The sequence below is a fragment of the Mesorhizobium sp. WSM4310 genome (genome assembly GCF_007003935.1).
Lineage (GTDB): Bacteria > Pseudomonadota > Alphaproteobacteria > Rhizobiales > Rhizobiaceae > Mesorhizobium.
In genome coordinates this window covers 1-20,346 of the sequence record NZ_VFTA01000033.1, presented here as the reverse complement: position 1 = coordinate 20,346, position 20,346 = coordinate 1, and the positions used below count along the sequence as shown (strand labels likewise).

Sequence of the window (20,346 nt, the reverse complement as noted above, 5' to 3'; positions counted from 1 at the left end):
CATGATCCCGAACCTTCGTGGCCGCCGACGCCATGCCGCGACCTCCGCCCCCGGATTGACTGCAGGAAATCGGCCGACATCCGGTCCGGTGCAACGCATCGCCCGAAGGCTGATCGCACGGCACGATTTCACGCTCGCGGGCATTGTCGTCGGGCTGTGGGTTCTGTCGGGTCTTGCCTCGGCGGCCCATGCTGCCAATGCGTCGGTCTTCCTCGAAGACCAGACCTGGACCGAACTGCGCGATCGGATCAGTGCCGGGACGACGACGATCATCGTCCCGATAGGCGGCACCGAACAAAGCGGTCCTGCCATGGCCTTGGGCAAGCACAATGTGCGGGTCAAGTTCCTGGCCGAGAAGATTGCCGGTCAACTCGGCAACGCCTTGGTCGCCCCGGTGATCTCCTATGTCCCGGAAGGAACCATCGACCCGCCGAGCGCCCATATGCGGTTTCCCGGAACGATTACCATCAGCGACAAGATTTTCGAGCAATTGCTCGAATCCGCGGCGCGCAGCTTCAAGCTGCACGGCTTCAGGACCATCGTGCTGATCGGCGACCATGGCGGCTATCAGGCCGACGAGCGCCATGTGGCCGATCGTCTGAATGCCGAATGGAGCAAAAGCCCGGTCCGGGTCTTTGCGGCGCTGCAATACTATCAGATCACCCAGGGCGCTTATGTCGACAGGCTCCTGTCGGCCGGCGCGAGGCAGTCCGAGATCGGATCCCACGCCGGATTGGCTGACACATCGCTGATGCTCGCCATCGACCCTTCCATGGTGCGCAAGGATCGCCTCGCGGCGGCGCCGCCGCGCGGCGCCGACGACGGTGTCTATGGTGGCGACCCGACACGATCGTCGGCCGAGTTTGGTCAACTCGGCGTCGACCTGATCGTCAACGGGACGACCGAAGCGATCCGCGAATTCGCAAGACAGCAGCCCAAATGATCAAGCCATATCCACGGTTCACGAGCTTCCGCGCCCTGCTCGTTTTGTTGCTTGCCCTGTCGCCGGCATCGGCTTCAGCTGGTTCATGCCCTGAGGATTGCAGCGAGCCGCCACCTGCCGGCTCTCCGGTCAATATCTACGACCATACAACCCCTGATCATTTGAGCCCCGCCACGACAGGCGCGCTGCCGCGCGTCTATGTTCCGAACCGCTCGTCCGACAGCGTATCGGTCATCGACCCCGCGACGCTCAAGGAGGTCGACAGGTTCCCTGTCGGGCGCAAGCCGCAGCACGTCGTTCCGGCCTGGGATCTCAGGACGCTCTGGGTCGCCAACAACGCCAGCGGCACCAGCAAGGGCAGCGTGACGCCGATCGACCCCAAGACCGCCAGGCCGGGTCACGAAATCCCGGTCGATGACCCCTACAACATGTACTTCATGCCGGATGGAAGTGCGGCCGTCATCGTCGATGAGGCCTATCAGCGGCTTGATCTGCGCGATCCGCAGACCATGGCGCTGAAGTCATCAATACCGACCCCGACCTGCCCTGGCATCAACCATGCCGATTTCTCCGCCGACAATGCCTACGCCATATCACCTGCGAATACGGCGATGGCGGACTGTTGAAGGTGGACCTGAAAAACCACCTCGCTTTGTCGAAGATGGGCATGCCGCAGGACATCCGGCTTTCGCCCGACGGCAAGGTCTTCTATGTCGCCGACATGATGAACGACGGCGTGTTCCTGATCGACGGAGACAGCTTTTCCGAGATCGGCTTCATCGCCACCGGCATCGGAACGCACGGCTTTGTCGTGAGCCGCGACGGGACAAAACTCTACGTTTCAAACCGTGGCTCACACAAGATGGAGCAAGGCCGTGCAAAGGGGCCGGGCAGCGTGACCGTCATCGACTTCGCCACCCGTTCGGTCGTCGCGCAATGGCCAATACCCGGTGGCGGCAGCCCCGACATGGGCAATGTCAGCGCCGACGGCAGGCAATTGTGGTTGTCCGGCCGCTTCGACAGCGAGGTCTACATGATCGACACCACCTCGGGCGCCGTGACGAAAATCCGGGTCGGCGTCGAGCCTCATGGCCTGACGGTCTGGCCGCAGCCCGGCAGATATTCGCAGGGCCATACCGGCAACATGCGGTAGCGTTGCGTTTGCGGAAAAAATTGGTGCCCCTAGCCGGGATCGAACCAGCACTCCTTGCGGAACTCGATTTTGAGCGACCGGATATGCCCTATCCTAACTTTATCCGGCGGTATCCAATTGTGCGATAACCGATTGTAGACACTAGCTTTTTCGGCCCGTCCAATCATCCATGCCTAACCGGATATACGCGACGGTTTGATTTCTGGCTGCACCTATTCTGCACCTGAAATCAACCTCAACGGAGGTTAGGAATGCCCAGGATCAAGCTCACAAAGACGGTCGTCGATGCTGCGACAGCCGATCAGGAACCTTACGAACTTCGCGACACAATAATACCCGGGTTCTTGCTAAAGGTCACCCCGGCGAGCCGCAAGATATTCATGGTGGCCTACGTCGCCGCCAATGGTCAGCGCCGCAAACCGGCCATCGGACGCTTTGGCGAAATCACGGTGGAACAGGCTCGAACGATTGCCCAGGACTGGCTTGCTGACGTCCGTAAGGGCAAAGACCCAAGCGCCGAACGCAGCGCCGCTCGAAAGGCCGCGACGGTCAAGGAACTCTTCGGTCGCTTTATCGACGACTATTCCGATAGCCGGAACAAGCCGTCAACCGTCAAGTCCAATCGAGGATACGGTAAGATCCACATCCTCCCCCACCTTGGCCAGATGAAGGTGCCCGATGTCACGCGCGCGGACATCGCGAACCTCATGAAGAAAATGTCGAAGACTCCGACCAACGCGAACCGCGTCCTGGCCGTTGTCCGTAAGATGTTCAACATGGCCGAGGTCTGGGGCATGCGTCCCGATGGCTCGAACCCTTGCCGGCATGTCCCGAAATTCCCGGAGCGCGGCAAGACCCGGTTGATCACCGACCCGGAGTTGAAGCGGCTCTACGCCTATCTCGATAAGGCCGAAGCCGAGGGACTGGAACATCCTTTCATCGTTCTCGCCGTTCGGCTTCAGTTCGAGTTCGCCGCGCGGATGTCGGAGATCCTCCAACTTGAATGGGCCTGGGTCGATCTGGACAACCGCCGCATCGAATGGCCCGATAGCAAAACCGGCGGCATGTCCAAGCCCATAAGCGCGGAGGCGATCCGGCTGTTCGAGACCGCTCCACGCTTCGAGGACTCACCGTTCGTTTGCCCTTCGATTTTCGATCCAAACCTGCCGATGTCAAAGCAGACCTATTACCTGGGGTGGAAGCGCATCCTGGAACGGGCGGGCGTCCCGCATATCGGTACCCACGGCATCCGCCACCGCTCGGCGACGGACATCGCGAATTCTGGCGTACCGGTGAAGGTCGGCATGGCACTGACTGCCCACAAGACGGTCACAATGTTCATGCGCTACGTCCACACCGAGGACGACCCGATAAGAGCGGCTGCCGAGACCGTGGCACAGCGGCGCCAGATCCTGATCGGCGGCTCGCCGGCGGTTACAGCTCCGGCGCCCATTCAGGAACCGATCGTCTCACCGCCAATGCTTGCTCTCGAACCTGTCGAGGCGTCGACCGCGGCGGCCGACCCAAAACCGCGTGGTCTTGAGGACGGTAAATACTCCTCGCGGACTAAGCTCGGGAACTACCGGCCGTTCCGCCATCGCAGTGGGGAGAACCGGACGCTCCCTCCTGGAACCAAGCACGCCGAAACCATGCAGGAGGCCACTGATGTCCAGTAAGGGAGCAGAGCAACGGCGCTGGCCGACATCAGATGTCTTACGTCGCGCGCGGTTTGTCGAAGACGCTGGTCCAATCCGCTTCGTCGACACCGAAGCTGCCGCCAGATACCTAGCCTTGGAGGCCCATTCGCTGGAATGCTATCGCTCGCTTGGTGGCGGCCCGATCTTCCACAAGTTCGGCAAATATGTCCGCTACGCGGTCGATGACCTCGACGCCTGGGCGGAAAGTTGCCGGCGTGTGACGACGGCCTCGCCTGCAGCGCCTCGCATCCTTCCAATTGACCTGACATAGCTTGAAGGCTATATCGATGACTTGGGAAGTCGAATTGCATGAAGCCTTCGAGGCGGAGGTTTTGGGCTTTGAGCCGGGCGTTCGGACGGAGTTGCTCGCCGCCGCCAAGCTGCTGATCGACTACGGTCCACACCTTGGCAGGCCTCACGCCGATACGCTTAAAGGATCGAAACACGCCAACATGAAGGAGTTGCGGTTCGAGGCCTCGTACGGCGAATGGCGCGCAGCCTTCGCCTTCGGTTCCGAGAGGAAGGCGATCCTCCTGGTGGCGGGCGACAAATCCGGCGGGAGTCAGAAGCGATTCTACAAGCAGCTTATCGCGAAAGCGGATCTCCGGTTTTCCGCTCATCTGGAAAGCCTGAAACCCGCAAAGAAGGGAAAGTGAGATGGGCCGGAGCCTCAACGAATTCATCGCCGCGCTACCCCCCGAGGAGCAGTCCGCGATCGACGCGCGCCATCAGGAGCTGAAGCAGGAGGTCGAGGGACTGCGCGAGTTGCGGCAGATCGCCGGCAAGGCCCAGGAGGACGTGGCCAACGCGCTCAACATCAAGCAGCCTTCGGTCTCGAAGATCGAGAAGCAGGCCGACATGTATCTCTCGACCCTGCGCAGCTACGTCGAAGCTGTCGGCGGAAAGCTCGAACTCACCGTGACGCTTCCAGCGCGACCAACGCTCAGGCTGCACAATCTTGGGGATGTCGGCGTAGAGCGAGGCGCACGCCCACGCGCCGTGGCCCGCCGCCGAAAACCAGCCGCAGCGCGGTGAACCTCAATGCTCCAGTTCGACGGCCGCTGGCGATTTGACAGCCCTGGTCCGATAGAGCCTACCGTCGAGGAAGGTTTCCGCGACCTGATCAATCGGATCATCGGGCAAGCTCAGCGGAAGGCCATTCTCGAGCATTTCAAGGCTCGCTTCGCCGCTGCCGCGAACATCCAATACTGGCCGAGCAGCAATGAGCGCTTTGCCGGAGAGGATCTCGCCACAGCGATGTCCGAAGCGGCGCGAACGCCCCGTCATGCGAGTTCCGGCGTGGGAAATCTAGCCGACAGAGACGTACCCCACGCGGGCAAATTGAGCCGAGTTGGAGTTTCTGATTGATGTGGTTGGAAGCTCACGCAGTCGGAACCAGGGTGCAAGCCATTGGCTCGGCGTTGCTGTCGGAATGCTGAGTCGGAAGAAATGCGCGACGATCAGTTTCGCATCCTGTTCGCCGAAATCGGCGGTTGGCCAGCGAATCTTGAACGGGGGAAGTTCAGTAATGCTTGGTACGTTGGTCTTGATGCAGTCCCATTGAGCCTCTGGAACGATCAGCCCGCTAATCAGCGATGCTGCGATACGTTTATTCTGAGCTACATCGCAGACAGGTGAGATCTCTACCAGGATCGGACGCACGTCGGTTCGCCATGCGGTCAAGCGAGGGCTCGCGGCACCTTTGCCGAAGCAATGGTCAATGAAAGTCTGCTTGTCCTTACCGAACGCGGTCAGGAAAGCTGCATCGTTCGTAACACGATACACGGTGCCTGGGCCGAATGGGGTAGTCCCTGGAGCTAGATCCGACGCGAGGAGGATTGAGTTCATCTTCGCACGGAAGGCCGCAGACGGCGCGGGGTTCGGGGCTTCTGCTAGCCAAGCTCCATGGTCTGTCAGTTCGGCCGCTGGCATTGCTAGTTCCAGCTGGTCGATAAGCAGCTGGGAGAGAACTGTGGTCATATGGAACGGCGCGGTTTGCGCGCTGAGGTCAGCTTCACCCTGTGCAGCCGTCAGCTTTTGCAGCGTTGTTTTCAGACCATCGCCAAGAGAAAGTGCAGTTCCTGCTCGCGCCGTCTGAGCTGCCGAAGTCAAGGACGTTGTGACTTGGCTGGTGGCCTCCTTCACGAGCGCATCCCAAGCCCATAGAGCTGCAATTGCGGGCTGATCGACAAGCGCATTGTCGATAGCCTGCTTCAGGTCATCAACCCAGTTGTCAGGCCTGTCATCGGGCATCGGCTTTGGCATCTCTACGAAAATGACTCTGCCTTCGTACGCCGGTTCAGCGCCTAGAAGCGTTCTCCTGAACAGCGCCGCTTCCGTCTCCTGGTCTTCTTGCGGCAGATCAGTATCAACGATCTCCGCGGCATACTTGCTCCAGATCACGACGACCACCGGGGCGGTGTCGGTAGGAACGATCCGTCTGAACGCGTTGGCTGTATAGGATGCGGCATTCTTTCCGAGCTGTCCTGCGAGGTGCAGATCTAGAAAAAGTAGACGCAATCGACCAAACGGCGTTACCGGCAGACTTTCCAGTTCGCCCTTCAAGTGTACAGCTCCTACCTGAAGCTGATTTAGAGCCGTAAGGATAGTCTTATATTCTGCCTCTTCGTCATCAACGACACATACAGCAGGTGATGCAAGGTGACTGATCATGTCTGGTCCATAAACTGAAGGGCCACTACGGCGCCATCAACTTCTGCGGGCAGGTCTATCTCGCCGTCAGCAGGGAACAGAAGCCGCCCCCCATTCACCCGCATCACCTCGCTTACTATGTACAGGCCAAGACCCATTCCCCCGACGCGACGCGAAAAGAATGCGTTGACGAGATCGTCAGGTTCGTCGTTGCCGAAGCCCGGGCCATTGTCTCCAACGACGATCGCCCTGCCGCCTTCGATCTCGTCAGTCAAGCCGATGTACAGGTATTTCTGTTTCGGATTTCTGGATTCGAGCCAGTGAATGCTGTTGTCAATCAGATTGGTAATGGATGCAACTAGCATCTGCTTCGACCCATGAATAATGAAGTCGAGATCATTTGCCGCAGATTTGTTTATCAGCTTGATCTTGTGCCGCTGTAGGCGAATTTCAGTGCTGAAGATTGCTTCCTTGATAAGTGCCGATGCTGAAGTTTTTCCCGGCGTCGGGTTTTTGAGGAGATTGGTGACGGGGCGCATCGCCCTGTAGAGACGATCAACCAGCTCGCGAACGCGTTCGTTCGAAGCATCCTTCCGAGTAGCCGCTCTCAACTCGTCAAGAATCTTTTCGGCGCCATGGAGCATCATGCCGATGGTCAGTCCTGGGACCGCTGCGTGCAGCAACTGGTCCCTGTACATTTCCATCTCGCGCTCCGCTGTCTTGAGCGCAGGCTCAAACTCGGGAAGCAAGCCTTTCCGTTCGAGAATATCTCTTATCTCCGTCAGTTTCTCGAAGACCTTCTTGCCTGTACCCTTGCCAAGTGCCTCGCGAAGTTTCCGCTGGTCCTTGCTCTTTTCGGCCTCGACCTGTGTCAGCACGCTGATGACCGCGTCTCGGAAAATGGCGAAGGCGTCGTTCTCGATGAAACCCTCGCGATTGGTCTTCTCGCGAAGGTCGCGGCTTTCGGTAGCATCCAGACGCAGTGTGCCGAGGATCTGATTGTTACTGGTCCTCGCTGTTGGCGTGTTGACACGACGAAGGTCGAGATTGAGCCAGTCGTTTCCGGGCTCACCGAAGTCATAGACTCGGATGCCATCACGATAGATCCGAATGCCGCCATTCTCATCGAGATAGTCTTTGAGCCCCTTGAGGTCCTGAGTTACCGCACGAAGGACCGCCGGATCTCTATCGAAGAGCAAAAACTCGAATTCGACCTTTCCGATCTCGTAATCTGAAAGGTCGACCGGAACAGTCCGTCGCCCTTGCTTCTTCTCGAGCCGGAACAGAGTGGAGGGCGTCTTTCTGGCACTGAGCTGTTTCGAGTAGCCCGGGGGCGGCGTAAAAGTGTAGCGCAAGATTCCTTTGTTGCCTTCGAAATGACCGTGAATCTGGTAGAGAGCGCAACTCGCCGCGTCCTCCGAAGTAAACATGTTATCGAGCCAGTCGTCCGGTCCTACGATAATCAGCTGAACTTCAAAATCGGTCGGCCCTTTGAACGGAGAACAAAGGCTGTTCACTGCCCTGTGCAGGCGGCGCACCTCACCGCGTTTCCAGGTTTCTCGAAGCTTCGACACCTCGATTTTCGTGCCGTGCGCTTTGCCCGCGAAGGTCTTGGGCGTGCGACGCGTGAGCCTCACCACGGCCGAATCCAGGTTCTGTGCGGACTCTATGGCATCCCAGTCGAAAACCAGGACGAGCTCCTCACCGCCGGAGACCCGCGTAATCAGGGTGATCATGTGCCCAAGCTTGTGAATCGAGAGGCGGCCGAGTCCTTTCTCGCCAAGCGGGTACCGATGGTATTTTTTTGACCTGACGTCCTGCCTGCGCTGCTCAGCGCGAAAATCCGTGGCAATGACCATCCACACGTTGCGAAGTGTGGCCTCGTCCATCCCCGAGCCGTTGTCCTGAACGGTGATCCGGGCGGTCTGTCTGGATTCCGGGTTTTCGAGTGTCACAACGCATTCTGTCGCATCAGCGTCGTAAGCGTTTTTCACTAGCTCGAAGACAGCGAGGTTCGCATCGCGAATCAACTGATCGCCAAGGAGCGTCAGGAGCCGAGGTTTGACCTGGAAAACCAAATCATCGTTCGTGTGAGTGCGAATAGCCACGCCGATTATCTGCCGATCTGCCGAAGAACTACGGCAAGAGATTTCATTTCATTGAGCGCACAAACCCGCATATTTTTCAACGCCGTAGATGCAGTATGCGTGATATGACAGAGTACATAGTAACTTCATAATGCTGCGCCAATGCCTGCGGAAGGGTTGGGCCGGTCCTGAAGGCTCATTCATTCCCGACAAACGTACCGATCAGTCGCAAAATTCAGGCAGGGGGCTAGATGAGGATTGTTTCTGTAGACATCCTGACGACAGCCGGTCTGCATGTGGATGCAATCTACCAGGGCGGCCGCAAGGGCAACGCTGGTGACGATCCGCTGCCGAAGCTGATGCGTGTCGACAGTCAGGGGGGCTTCCGCTACCGCGGCAAGGTCCGAGGCAAGCTGGAGATGCTCGTACTGATGACGAGCATGAACGATACCGACTGGCCTGATGAGATGGACGTGGAGACCGGCGTCTTCACGTACTTCGGCGATAACAAGAAGCCAGGGCGCGACCTGCATGATACCGGGCGCGATGGCAATCTTATCCTTCGCACGGTCTTTGAGGACTCCAGAGCAGGCCGTGCGGGCCGTGAGTTGGTGCCACCGATCTTCTTGTTTGCCAGCACCGGCGTATCTCGCGACGTGAGATTCCTGGGCTTGGCGGTGCCCGGCGCCAGCGATTTGGATGCGTCTGAGGAATTAGTGGCAATCTGGCGCAGCACCAAAGGTCAGCGGTTCCAGAACTACCGTGCTCGCTTTACAGTACTTGATGCTGCTAGCATGTCACGGGAGTGGGTCGACAGCATAATTGCCGGCACGCCCGATCACTCGCTAGCGCCTGAAGCCTGGAAACTGTGGCGCAAGGCAGGTCGCCGCAAAGCGCTGGTTGCATCGCGGACGCTGGAATACCGCTCTCGCAAGGAACAGTTCCCCACAGACCGTGAAGGGCAGGCGATGCTCGAAATTGTCCGCGGGCATTTCGCTGGAAGGCCGCATGCCTTTGAACATTGTGCTGCGGCGCTGGCGCGATTGATGATACCGGAAATTGCGGGCTTGGATGTCACAAGACCATCTCGTGACGGAGGTCGCGACGCGATCGGTCAACTGCGTGTGGGGTCGGGACCGAGCGGCATCCTGGTAGATTTCGCCTTGGAGGCAAAATGCTATACGCCTCCGACGGCGGTGGGCGTGAAGGACATGTCACGCCTGATTTCACGTCTGCGGCACCGTCAGTTCGGCGTGATCGTCACGACATCCTGCGTCGATCTTCAGGCCTACAAGGAGATTAAAGAAGACCAGCATCCGATCCTGGTCATAGCTGCACGCGACATTGTCGAGCTGTTAAGACGGAATGGTCGCGGCAGTGCCGAAGCGGTTAGGACGTGGCTGAACGAGGAGTTTCCGGACGAGGACAAAGCTCAGGCCTGATCGGCCTCAGCCTCCTCCGTCAAGAGTACGGCGTTGACCAACCCTGCTCTCTCGACAGCGATGACTGCTTCCAGCGCCGGTTTTGCCTGCTTCGCGGTCGGCTTTCGCTGCCAGCCGCCTGCTGCGTAGCTTGCAATGGTGCGGCAGATACCTGCGACGGTCCAATGAATGGTTTTGGTCTGTTGACCATATTCAGCAACTGCTAGCCAGACCGCCGCAGGGATTTCCATGCAGCGGGCGATGCGATCGTAATCCGCGACAGTGTGCCTGCCTTTCGGAACCACCGAGCCGCCGGTGCCGGTTGAGCCGTCCGCGGTCATATATGACAGTTCGGGCGGAAGCGGATCAGACATCTCAGGGAGCTTTTCTTGAATGTCGTTCCAACAATCTGCCTTCTTGTACCATTCGCTCGGATTTCGCTGGCCAGCCGACTCGCGCATGACGGCGTCAAGTTTCGGTGCCCAGTCCGCAATCAATTGCTCGAATTCAGGGCTGATGGCCTGCTTTGACCACAGTCGGTCAAAGTCGACGCGTCCGCCGCTACGATGTGCAATGCCGGCAACGACATAGGCTGTGATCTGAGAGCCATATGCCGGGAACTTCATGCTTTTAATCTTTTTCTCCGCGGCGCGGTAAAGGACTGCGATCGCGATCAGACGCTTGAACCAGGTCTGGTCAGGCGGCGGAATCGGCGCGTCCTTCAAACGCTGCATGAACATCTGGAAATTTTTCTGGCCACCGAGGCAAACCTTGTCCGGCAGACTTTCCCAGGCGCTGAGGTAGCGCGCGACATCAAGCTTGCTAAGACGGCGCTGTTTCGGGGTCTGCTGGCGGAAAACCTTTGTTTCCGAAACCTTGTAGGCAGCCTTATGCTCTGCCGCGAGGTAGGAGCCGCGAGCGCGTTCGTAGAACCAGCGACCTTTTCCGTCATCGAGCCAAGTCGTATTGGCGAGTGTTTCGATCTGCTGATGGAAAGGATCGTTTGCGGAGAAGTCGGCCAGCTGGACCGCGTTCTGGCGGTTCGCGGCACGAGAAATGGAGGACACCATTTCGCTCAGGTCAGCGCCACCGACCTTTATGATCTTCACCGGCACGGCCACGTGTTCGAGGCTAAGTGAGTCCTTCCGACGGGCCCGGTGCAGGGAAGCTGTGGTCTGGCCACCATTGACGATCTGGAGGCCTTTAAGCGACCGGATTTCGAGACCGCCGGCCGGATTCTTAGCGACGTCGAGTTCATCGACCGTTGCAACAATACCGTTGTTGAACGCCAGGAACATAGATGGCTGATCTGCAATTGTGCGGCGTAGCTCCGCGTTGACGCTCTTGCGTCCCTGTAGACCCAGGAAGGCCCGAACATTGAGTTCAAGGAGCCGGACACCGTACCGATCGTAGATCTGCGATAAGACCTCACCGGGAAGAACAGCCAAGTATGCGTCATATTCATCGTTTTGCGCAGGAACGTGCAGGCACGTCAGTCCCATGCCAGTAAGGGCCGTAAAGTCCACGGAGATATCGGCGCGCGTTTCACCTTCGCCGAGAATACGAAAGAGGCGGACTATGTCGTACGCCTCAAATTCCACCAACTTCTCGCGCCATACTGTCTGGGATACAATATTGCCGACTATGCCGTCCGTCAGCAGTACAACACGGATGGCAGAGAGGTTCTGAGCCTCGTCCTCTATAAGGCGGGCGAGATCGCTAGCGTCCGTGTTCGACGGTTCCAGGAGGGAGGCAAGACCACCCACGCAAGCGCCGGCAAATCGCAGAGCACGTTCGAGTGCGCGGTTAGTGTCCGCACTTGGTATCTTGCTGGCAGGAATGTCGCCGAAATAGAGCGTCGTGAATAGGTCAAGGCGAGCCCGTTCTTCGTCGTAGGAATAACCATCGATACGGTAGGTTGTGTTTCGGATGGGCCCCTCTTGGTACAGGGGAATGGCGCCATCGAACTGTCCAGCTTCTTCTAAACGTTCGAGGATAAGGCGTGTGAAGACATTGGCGGAGAACGGCTCCTCGGTCGAAAGTCCTTCTTCGACTTCAGCGATAAGGTCCTGATGAAACTCTGCAAGCGCGCCGTCAGTCATGAACGATCTCCCTGAATAAACGCTTCAAGGACAAGCGCCGTGTCTGCCCAAAAGGCGGACAGAGCGCGAACATCAAGCGTGTAGGTGGCGTCAGTAATTGCTACTGGAAGGACCGTGCGGCGCAAGCGCGGAAAGCCGTCTGTGACTGCATAGCAGTCCATGCTTCGAATCTGCACGCGAGGTGCGCCTCGAGCCTCGTCATCGTCGGGCAGCAGACCACGGCGGATGAGCGCGTTGTCGAACTGGGAAACGTTGCCCGGAATGGTATCGCGGATGGAGGCTATGATATCGCCGAGAGTCCGGCCATCCGGGGCTTCGATGAGCTTGACGTGAATAAGTTCAAGTCGGCGCAGATCGGCAGTCTCGAGCTGATCCAGACGCGAGATGGTGATTGTTGGTGAAGGCCCAAGGCCGGTCTTTATTTCGAGTGCATGGCCACGCGAGTGGAAATCATGGAGGCCGTCAACGGGGGCTTCCCAGCTGGGCAGCAGTTTAGAGTCAACGCCGAGCAGTCTTTCGAGAACCAGGAGCTCTCCGACAAGACCGATGATGCCTGACCGCGAAAGTCCGTCCTGCCGGTCGCGTAAGAACTGTCTCCAGGCATCCAGGCGATCCAGGAACCGGTCGAGTGCTCTGGCCCGATCTGATGCGGCGGCCTCGACGAGATCAGCACAAAGCTTGATGAAGAGGTCGAGACGGCTGGTGTCTTCAAGTGAGAGGACGAGCAGCGGCCCCCGGCTGTCGGGAACTGTTACGAGGCGCACGCCTCCGAGATCGAAGAGAGCGTCTGCCGTCATGGGCTTGGACAGGAGAAGGCATGGCGCATTGTCGGCGGCCCGCATGCCTGCAGAGATTTCAAGTGGCAGGTTGCCGGCGAGAACCTTGCTCCGATACTCGCGCCAGATCGGCGCTGTGTGGGCTAGCTCATTCCAGGCTTCAGTGAGGAGAGTGACCCAGCTGGTCATTGCTCCTCTTTCTGCGCGACGCTGTTGATGCGGTAAACGCGATCATCGGCAAGATCGCTGTTCGGGAAACTGACGACGACACCGATGACTGGGCGGTCGGTCTGCTCGACCAGCGCCTTGTCTGGATCTATCGGGTAGATGATCAGAAGGCCGTTCTGCGGTCGGGCACCTCGGGCCTTGCGGATATACTCACCTGATGGGACATCGGTGGCGGGCTTCCTTCGAGTTGCGCGCTCGGCGTTTGTGATCGTGAGTGCACCTGCGAACTCTGCATCTGTAAGGTCGATTGCTTGGTCAAGCGGGCTGAGCGCGGTACCGATGATGAAGCGTTCTGTGGAAGCCAGGACACCGTACTCATCGCTTCTTGGCGTACGGAGGATGCAGTTCCGAGTGACACCACCGATGGTGACGGCCTTTTCACGGCCGGTGGCAAGGAAGATGCTCCAGTCTGTGAGTTCGTTCAGTCCGAGCTGGTCGGTAATGTAGGTTGCAAGCTTACTGCCGTTCACCTGGATGCTTTCAGGAGGGAACGCCAGGCCACGCAAATATTCTGCGACTTGGCGCCCGGGGATGCCGCTCCAGAAAGTGCCCATGGCCTTATTTCTTTCCGGTCCCGGGCGCGTCGGGTTGTCGGTTCCATGGCCAAGACTGCGGATGAAGTCGTCGGTGACATTAGCGTTATGCTCGATTGTCGCCTTGTCGCGGAACATGACGGTCTGCACTTTGCCTTCACCGGCGTAGCTGCTGCTGCGGAGTGCAGTGTGTCGTTGCTTGTCTCTCGACGTAATTTCTAGGATCTCGTGAACCTCAACTTTCAGGCCGAACTGCTTCGGCGTGGCCTTTGTGACGGACATCTCATAGAACTGGGCACGCAGTTCCTTTTGAACCGTCGCCATGTAGCGGAACCAGTCTTCCATGTCGTCCGTCGTGTACAGGCGGCAGAGATCGGCAAAGCCCCGACGGTAGCCGAACCAGCGGCCCATTTGCAGGAGGCTGTCGTACTGACGAGAAATACGCAGGAAATAGCTGACAGACAGGCCTTCGAGTGTGAGGCCTCGCGAAAGCTTGTCACCGCCGATGGCTATGAGTGAGCGGCCGCTGTCCTTGAACGAGTCGTAGTCGATGTCGCTCTTCGACTTGCCGTTGGCGGTCATGACCTCGATCTTGTCGGAGGAGTCAGCCAGCGTTTCCAGAACCTGCTGCCAAGTCACCGGGACGATATTCCGGCCGAAGACGGTCGGTAGAACCTCCTTGGTGGTCTGCTGGAAGTCCGTCTCCCACACGGTCTGAAGGCGTTCGAGGGTTTGACGATCTCCATTGGAGATCATCGAGCAGGTTTCCCGAAGGTACTTCTCGACTTGGCGATGGACTTCATTGTGGACGTCCACGTATCGGGAGACGTGTACCAGCATGGATTTGTGTTCGCGCTCCTGACCTCGCGCGGCGCGCGCGGCGCAGCTGAGGAGGAAGGCGTCGATTGCATCTTCAAGGCTGGGAGGGATGACGTCCTGTCCATCAAAGCGCGGCTTGTAAGACTTGTCGTGTTTTTCCGGAATCCAGTTTTCCTCGGTCTGTTCGAGGGGGCGAGCGAGGGGAATGCCGGTATTGTCGGCCTCGTCGTTGGTGCCGAAAACACCGCTGGGACCGAAGTAGTCATCGGGTGGCGTGAGCTGGACGATAAAGGCAGCCGGAAACAGGTCATCTCCGAAACCGTCTGCACGTCGATCGTCGTGAATGAAGATGTTGGCGAACGGCGTCGCGGTGTATCCGACATAAACGCGGCGATCGAACTTCATCAGCAGCTTGCGGATTTCGCCGTTCACGCGCTTGGGTTCGTAGTCCTCGTCAAACGTGCCATCTTCGAGCAGCGGCTGATCCTTGGTGTCGACCGAGGCCTGATCCGCTTCATCATCAATGATGAGGGCGGCGGCTGCGCGGGACGCGGCTGATCTGCGAGCGATCCAGTTATTGAGGTTTTCGAGCACCTTGGCGTTTTTCTTGACTACGAGGACGCAAGGCTGGCTGACGGGTGAGAAGTTGGCCTTCTCAGCGATAACTTGGCTGAAGTCACCTTTCAGGGACGCATTTGTGACACTGTCGACGCTCAGGAGCGTGTTGAACTCGCCGACCCCGATCACAGGCATGGGCTTACCCGGCACGATGTTCTTCGGATTGGTATCGTAGCCCAGGAAATCGCTGTCGAAGCGCTTCTGCGTCTGCAAACGCAGGATGTTATGCATGCCGGCGAGGATGATGATGATGCGATATCCGGCGTCTGCAGCGCGGTTGACCACGCCCGCATAGCTTGCGGTCTTGCCCGACTGAACGTCACCGACGACAAGGCCGCGCCAGTCCCAACTGCCTGGTCTTTCCGGGTTCTCCATCGACTCCAGTATCCTGGCGGTGCTTTCCTCGAGCTGGTCGATGGAGTCCTGAGGCCAGCTGGCCTCCTGCAGCTTCTCGAGGTAGCGCTGCATGAAGGGGCCGGGTTTGCGCCGGTCGCCGACATACCATTGGGCTGGGCGTGCGCCTTCGGTGTTTCGAAGTATGAGAGCGGGGCCCTGCTCAGTGACGAAGATGGTGAGGAGCAGGCGTGTTGCGGCTTCGATCTGCTCTAACGTGATGGTCTGGCCCGTGGTGAGGCTGAAGATGGGTGCGTCGAGTTCGACGATCTTCGCGATAGCGTCGCGGTCGATGACAATGCCGGCTTCCTTCTGGCGTTTCAGGATTCTGCGCGCTCTGAACGCTAGGTCTTCCACGAGATCAGCCATCATTCCCCCCAAAGTCGTCGCATCATTTCAGCTCTTAATTTCGTCAGGTCCCCCGGAAGATTGACGAGAAGCAGGTCGATGCGCTCCTGCACGGAGAGGGCTGCGGGCAATGTGCGGCTCAGTTCTTCGAGCTGATCGGCGAGTTTCGCGGTCTCACCATCATCGAGAACGGGGATTTCTGCGCCTTCAGATTCTGAAACGTCGAGCCAGATACGTTCGACAGGAACGCTGCGCTCGATAATCGAGAGGACCGCATTAAGCGGGCGAAGTCCGCCGGCTGCTTCGCGGCACGCGATGATTACCGGATGGTTTCGGTTGATTCGGTATTGTGGGCCATTAAGTCCGGAGCTAGCCAGCCAGACGGAAAGGGCCTCGCGTGAGGCACCGCGGATGCGCGGGCCTTGTCCGCGAAACGCGAAGACCTCACGTGCTTCCTGCCTGCAGTGTCCAGCAATGGCGGTAAGACGTGCCCTAATGGCTCCGGGCGGCCGTGCCTGTGATTTGCGCACATCGATGCGCCAGTTGCGGTCCATGCCCGTCGGCAGGTCCACCTGGATACGCGCCAGCCGACTGGCTTCGTCACGCGTCCAAGTACGAGCGCCGCCAAGTCCGAGCCAGCTGCCAGCGACGAGCAGGCGCTTGCCGCGGTACACGTAGAAGCCCTGGCGTGCGCCCCAGCCACCTGGGCCGCCTGCGGCTTCGTACTCGGTATCGTTGGCGAAACGATCCCGATGCGGAAGGACATATGGCTTCACACTTAACGAGGAGCCGGCATGCCGAATTTTCTCAACCGGCATAGCAATGGTCGCAGGATGTTGAGTCTGGAAAGGGTCCCAGGCTTTTACGGCGCGCCCGTTGAGAGCTATGGCGAGGCGCTCGGCGTCACCGTTGATGAAGCGATGAAACACCATGCTGAGATGGGCGCGGATTTCTTCCAGGCGAAGGTAGAACGCTTGCTTGGCCAGCCCTGAAAGCCCACTCAACTCGTCAATATTTTCCCAGAGGACGGCGGTCCCGGCGGGAAACGCGAGAAGTTTTGCGACGAAAGGATGAACAGGCAGTGGATCGGGGACGGTGGCGATCCAGCCACGGGCGGCGATGACAGCGACATCCATCGCGATAGCGTTGGTCGTCCCTTCCACTCGCGAAACGACGACCAGACGGCTACTTTGCGAAAGTGAGGCAGTCTTGAGCCCCATGCCGAAGCGGCCGAGATCGCTTTCGCTTCGGGTGGCGTCTGGGCCGTCGCCACCAAGCTGCATGGCTGTGGCCAGTCGTTTCTCGCTCATGCCGCGGCCATTGTCCAATATGGCCGCGGTCGGGCGTCCGTCGTTCCACTGGAGATCGATTTCGACAGTGCTTGCGCCTGCGGTGATGCTGTTGTCGATAAGATCGGAGATTGCGGTTTCGGGGGAATAGCCCAGTCCCCTGAGGGAGTTTATCAGTGCGGAGGCCTTCGGTGGGATGTCTATGGTGCGTTCCGCGGCCATGTCAGGCGACCTGCCGATCAGCTGCCTCTTTTTCGCGAGAAGTTGCGGCAAGCTGAGCCTTCAGCACTTTTGCGACGGCGAGTCCCAGCAGCGGCGGAACGGCGTTCCCGATCTGACGGAAGGCCGCGTTCATGGCTCCTGCAAATACGAAGCCATCGGGGAATGACTGCAGGCGTGCAGCCTCACGAACAGAGACTGTCCGCTTCTGCGTGCTGTCATAGTGGATATGGGAGTAGGTGTCCTTGCCCATGTGAGCGGTCAGCGTGCGGGACGGCTTGGAGGGATCGAGCTTCCACCATTTATTTGGAAACTTGTCTGGATCGTACGGCGGGACCATGTTGGCATGGAGGTCACGATATGCCGTCGAGTCCTTGTGCGTCTTCGTCATTCGACGTCGTACGATTTCGTCCTCGAACATGCTCTGAGCGAGCGCACGAGCAGCCGGATAGTCAGCGCCATACTTCATCTTTGCGAAAATGGGGAAATCGCGTGGCGTCAGGCGTACTAGGTGACCGTCGGAGCCTGTGTCGGTTTCGAAACCTGGCCAAGTGCGCATGATGATTGCATAAGCTGAGATGCCATCGGCCAGTTGCCGGTAGGGAAGGATATCTGAAAGCCTACGTTTGCGGATCACGGCGGGGGCAGTTGCATGCTCGACGATGCGTGGAAGGTCGGCGAGGGCGCTTTTGACGCCAACGGCCTCCTTCGCGCTGTTGTTCGGTGTCGGGATCGGATGGAAGTAGCGGCTGTCTGACTTGACATGCTTGAGTGCCACCCGACGGGACCCTTCATAGCCGCGGGGCAAGTCGAGGAAATGGAGCGGCGTGGGGAATTCGGGTTCTTCGCCAAGTTCGTTAGCGATTGCCACGATGAAAAGCCGTTCGCGTATTTGCGGCACTCCGTAATAGGCGGCATTGAGAATGGTGTAACCGGTTCGATAGCCAGCCTCACCGAGTGTTTCACAGATTTCTTCAGGGACGTTGTGCCCGCCGAAATTCAGAATGTCCGGGACATTTTCGATAATGATGACCAGTGGCTGCGTGTCTTCGACATACTGTAGGAAGCGGCGATAGAGAGCTGCGCGAGGGTCTTTCTGGAAGGCGTCATCGTGCCCGGCAACCGAACGAAGCTTGGACCGCCCGATGCGTGCGAAGGCTTGGCATGGAAGGCCGGCGGCGAGGACGTCAAAAGCTTCTGAGGCGAAGGTGCCGAGTTCAAGGTCTGCTACCAGCTGAGAGGCCGAGCAGCTTTCCATGTCGCGTGGTTTGGCCCATTCACTGTCTGGTGCGTGATCACCGCCGAAGTTGAGCGCGTAGCTCGCGGCGGCTTCAGAATCGATTTCGATATGAGCGGTAAGTTCGAAGCCGGCAGTCTTCAGGCCAAGGGACAAGCCTCCGCAGCCCGAGCAGATTTCGAGCGCGCGAGGCGCGGCACAGGAGTGCAGCCTGGCTATCTTGTTCCGGCGTATGAGCTGCTTGTCGATGGAAGTCATGACCTGAATATTTGCTTGAGCCTTTTGCGCAGACCGTCATCGTCGGCAGTTTCGCATTCCCAAAGGGTCACGACGCGCCAGCCACCCTGCTGAAGTTCCTGCCCAACGCGTTGATCACGCGCTACGTTGTTTTTGAATTTTTCGGTCCAGAATTCAACGTTGGACTTAGGATTATAGCAATATCGGCATCCTTCGTGGCGGTGCCAATAGCAACCGTGAACGAAGATCACCGTATTCCGTGCCGGAAATACAAGGTCAGGGGAGCCTGAAAGGTCCTTGCGATGAAGGCGAAAGCGGTACCCCAAGGCGTGCGCAGCCTTACGCACAGCCAGTTCGGGACCAGTGTTTTTCCCCCGGATACCACTCATCATCCGGGAGCGATGTTCGCGTGTGACAATATCCATGGATGCCCCAGCGGCGTTGTTATCAGACGCCGACTCACGGGATACTACATTGCCTTAGCCCAAGCCGGAACGATTTTGTCTGAAAGGTAACAGGGTGTAGCGCCTAGGCTTGTGCTCATGTCGAGCGGCGAAACGTTGGTCTATTGTCTGCAAAGGAGCGCGAAATGCCGGCTGCGCGAGGCCCGCACAAGATGGTGGCTCTGCGCTCGCGTAACGATATGTCTGCTTTCCTGCCTCGCTCGCGAAACGCGGCCCACTTCTAGTCCCAATTGAGACATTCCACATCTTTAAACGCGGCGTCGGCCGCTGGTGCAGCGCGGGCGGCGCTACGCTGTTCGGGCTTCGCACCGCCCGTCACTCGCGCCGACCAATGCTACTATCGCTTCCCCATTGCTCTTCGCGCCATTCCCCATCGAACGCCTGTTTCCCCTTCGCGGCCCACAGGTCGCGCGCATGCTCGCCTTCTTGGCCCTGCAGCTTGACGGCGATCCAGAGGAGCGCGCCGTAGATGATGGGGCGATCATCATTTGTCAGCTCGATGATGCCTGCCTTGGCCACGAGACCGCCGAGTTCGATCAGGTGTCGGGTGCGCTTGCGGCGCTCGATCTGCCAGGTGCGCATGTCATTGCGAGCCAGTGCCGCTTGCCGGCGATTGTGAGCTGCCCGGTTGTGCTGCAGCGCCACGAGGGTTGCGCTGAGATGCAGGAGCAGTTCGCCGGGACCCGCTTTCGAAAAACATCACCCCACGCTTGGCCCATGCCTCGCGCTTTGCGGCGTCTTTCGTCTCGGCGATTGCAACCAGCGCGCCGGCCAGTTCGTCGGTGCTGAGTTGATCGGCGCCGGTGGCGATCACCAGGTCGCCAAGTTGCTGCACCTTTCGCGTCTTGAGTTCCCACGCTTTGTCTTCCAGCGCCTTCAGTTCCGCGTCAAAATCTCGTGGTTTACGCATGGCTGTCTCCATCTGACGTCGATGCGGCGATGATAGGCGAGCGTGTGCCGGAAGGCTTCAGGGTTGCCGAGACAGGCGGGGACGGGCTGGTCCATCCCGAGATTTTTTCGAGGGAGGGCGCGCTTATACGTCGTGCCGACGTTCGCTTTGACGTGCAAATGGTGGAGTAGAGATGAAGCGCTACTTCCCCTTTCGGAGACAAGTTTCTCCATCCCTCTCC

19 protein-coding genes are annotated in these 20,346 nt (G+C 58.8%); 8 read left to right on the top strand and 11 right to left on the bottom strand.

The window, feature by feature from the left end; genetic code table 11:
• The first annotated feature begins 1 nt into the window (after position 1).
• The 7 genes from FJV80_RS27405 (at position 2) to FJV80_RS27380 (ending at position 4,828) form a co-directional block, all read left to right on the top strand.
• The gene (locus FJV80_RS27405; RefSeq protein ID WP_142877928.1) at positions 2-943 is read left to right on the top strand and encodes a creatininase family protein; all 942 of its coding nucleotides are present in this window, start codon (positions 2-4) and stop codon (positions 941-943) included.
• A gap of 161 nt (positions 944-1,104) precedes the next feature.
• Complete coding sequence (locus FJV80_RS35300; RefSeq protein WP_246689065.1) at positions 1,105-1,569, top strand: YncE family protein; 465 nt, start codon at positions 1,105-1,107, stop codon at positions 1,567-1,569.
• Between the two features lie 41 nt (positions 1,570-1,610).
• On the top strand, positions 1,611-2,096 hold the full coding sequence (locus FJV80_RS35295; RefSeq protein ID WP_246689064.1) for a YncE family protein: 486 nt from the start codon (positions 1,611-1,613) through the stop codon (positions 2,094-2,096).
• Between the two features lie 251 nt (positions 2,097-2,347).
• Positions 2,348-3,772 carry a site-specific integrase gene (locus tag FJV80_RS27395; RefSeq protein WP_142877927.1) on the top strand — a complete coding sequence of 475 codons (1,425 nt, stop codon included), beginning with the start codon at positions 2,348-2,350 and terminating at the stop codon, positions 3,770-3,772.
• Positions 3,762-4,064: a helix-turn-helix domain-containing protein gene (locus FJV80_RS27390; protein WP_142877926.1), complete on the top strand. Its 303-nt coding sequence runs from the start codon at positions 3,762-3,764 to the stop codon at positions 4,062-4,064. Before FJV80_RS27395 ends, FJV80_RS27390 begins: the two co-directional genes overlap by 11 nt.
• A gap of 16 nt (positions 4,065-4,080) precedes the next feature.
• On the top strand, positions 4,081-4,449 hold the full coding sequence (locus FJV80_RS27385) for a type II toxin-antitoxin system RelE/ParE family toxin (protein WP_142877925.1): 369 nt from the start codon (positions 4,081-4,083) through the stop codon (positions 4,447-4,449).
• 1 nt (position 4,450) lies between these two features.
• A complete protein-coding gene (locus FJV80_RS27380; RefSeq protein WP_142877924.1) occupies positions 4,451-4,828 on the top strand; it encodes an XRE family transcriptional regulator in 378 nt (125 codons plus the stop codon).
• Between the two features lie 3 nt (positions 4,829-4,831).
• On the opposite strand, the gene FJV80_RS27375 is transcribed toward FJV80_RS27380, so the two are convergent.
• The 3 genes from FJV80_RS27375 to FJV80_RS27365 all read right to left on the bottom strand — a co-directional run bounded on the left by FJV80_RS27375 (position 4,832) and on the right by FJV80_RS27365 (position 8,553).
• Positions 4,832-5,080, bottom strand: coding sequence for a hypothetical protein (locus FJV80_RS27375; protein ID WP_142877923.1), 249 nt, complete (start codon positions 5,078-5,080; stop codon positions 4,832-4,834).
• A 21-nt stretch (positions 5,081-5,101) separates the two neighbouring features.
• Positions 5,102-6,358 carry a hypothetical protein gene (locus FJV80_RS27370; protein WP_142877922.1) on the bottom strand — a complete coding sequence of 419 codons (1,257 nt, stop codon included), beginning with the start codon at positions 6,356-6,358 and terminating at the stop codon, positions 5,102-5,104.
• Positions 6,359-6,462: 104 nt separating this feature from the next.
• Positions 6,463-8,553 (bottom strand): ATP-binding protein, encoded by a 2,091-nt coding sequence (locus tag FJV80_RS27365; protein WP_142877921.1) that lies wholly within the window; start codon positions 8,551-8,553, stop codon positions 6,463-6,465.
• Positions 8,554-8,783: 230 nt separating this feature from the next.
• Here FJV80_RS27365 and FJV80_RS27360 point away from each other — a divergent pair, with 230 nt between their 5' ends.
• Complete coding sequence (locus FJV80_RS27360; protein WP_142877920.1) at positions 8,784-9,974, top strand: restriction endonuclease; 1,191 nt, start codon at positions 8,784-8,786, stop codon at positions 9,972-9,974.
• Here FJV80_RS27360 and FJV80_RS27355 read toward each other — a convergent pair.
• From FJV80_RS27355 to FJV80_RS27320, 8 genes are all read right to left on the bottom strand, one after another.
• Positions 9,965-12,055, bottom strand: coding sequence for an AIPR family protein (locus tag FJV80_RS27355; RefSeq protein WP_142877919.1), 2,091 nt, complete (start codon positions 12,053-12,055; stop codon positions 9,965-9,967). The two genes, FJV80_RS27360 and FJV80_RS27355, sit on opposite strands and share 10 nt — an antisense overlap.
• A complete protein-coding gene (locus tag FJV80_RS27350; protein ID WP_142877918.1) occupies positions 12,052-13,020 on the bottom strand; it encodes a PD-(D/E)XK motif protein in 969 nt (322 codons plus the stop codon). The genes FJV80_RS27355 and FJV80_RS27350 overlap by 4 nt, the downstream gene beginning before the upstream one ends.
• Positions 13,017-15,791: a Z1 domain-containing protein gene (locus FJV80_RS27345; RefSeq protein WP_185975276.1), complete on the bottom strand. Its 2,775-nt coding sequence runs from the start codon at positions 15,789-15,791 to the stop codon at positions 13,017-13,019. The genes FJV80_RS27350 and FJV80_RS27345 overlap by 4 nt, the downstream gene beginning before the upstream one ends.
• Positions 15,791-17,281, bottom strand: coding sequence for an ATP-binding protein (locus FJV80_RS27340; protein WP_142877916.1), 1,491 nt, complete (start codon positions 17,279-17,281; stop codon positions 15,791-15,793). Before FJV80_RS27340 ends, FJV80_RS27345 begins: the two co-directional genes overlap by 1 nt.
• A gap of 1 nt (position 17,282) precedes the next feature.
• Entirely contained in the window at positions 17,283-18,773 is a 1,491-nt protein-coding gene (locus FJV80_RS27335) for a DNA cytosine methyltransferase (RefSeq protein ID WP_142877915.1), read from the bottom strand.
• Entirely contained in the window at positions 18,770-19,177 is a 408-nt protein-coding gene (locus FJV80_RS27330; protein WP_142877914.1) for a very short patch repair endonuclease, read from the bottom strand. Before FJV80_RS27330 ends, FJV80_RS27335 begins: the two co-directional genes overlap by 4 nt.
• Before the next feature lie 354 nt (positions 19,178-19,531).
• Positions 19,532-19,798, bottom strand: a complete 267-nt coding sequence (locus FJV80_RS27325) for a conjugal transfer protein TraD (RefSeq protein WP_142877913.1) — start codon at positions 19,796-19,798, stop codon at positions 19,532-19,534.
• A gap of 1 nt (position 19,799) precedes the next feature.
• Positions 19,800-20,126 carry a conjugal transfer protein TraD gene (locus FJV80_RS27320; RefSeq protein ID WP_142877944.1) on the bottom strand — a complete coding sequence of 109 codons (327 nt, stop codon included), beginning with the start codon at positions 20,124-20,126 and terminating at the stop codon, positions 19,800-19,802.
• Positions 20,127-20,346: the final 220 nt, after the last annotated feature.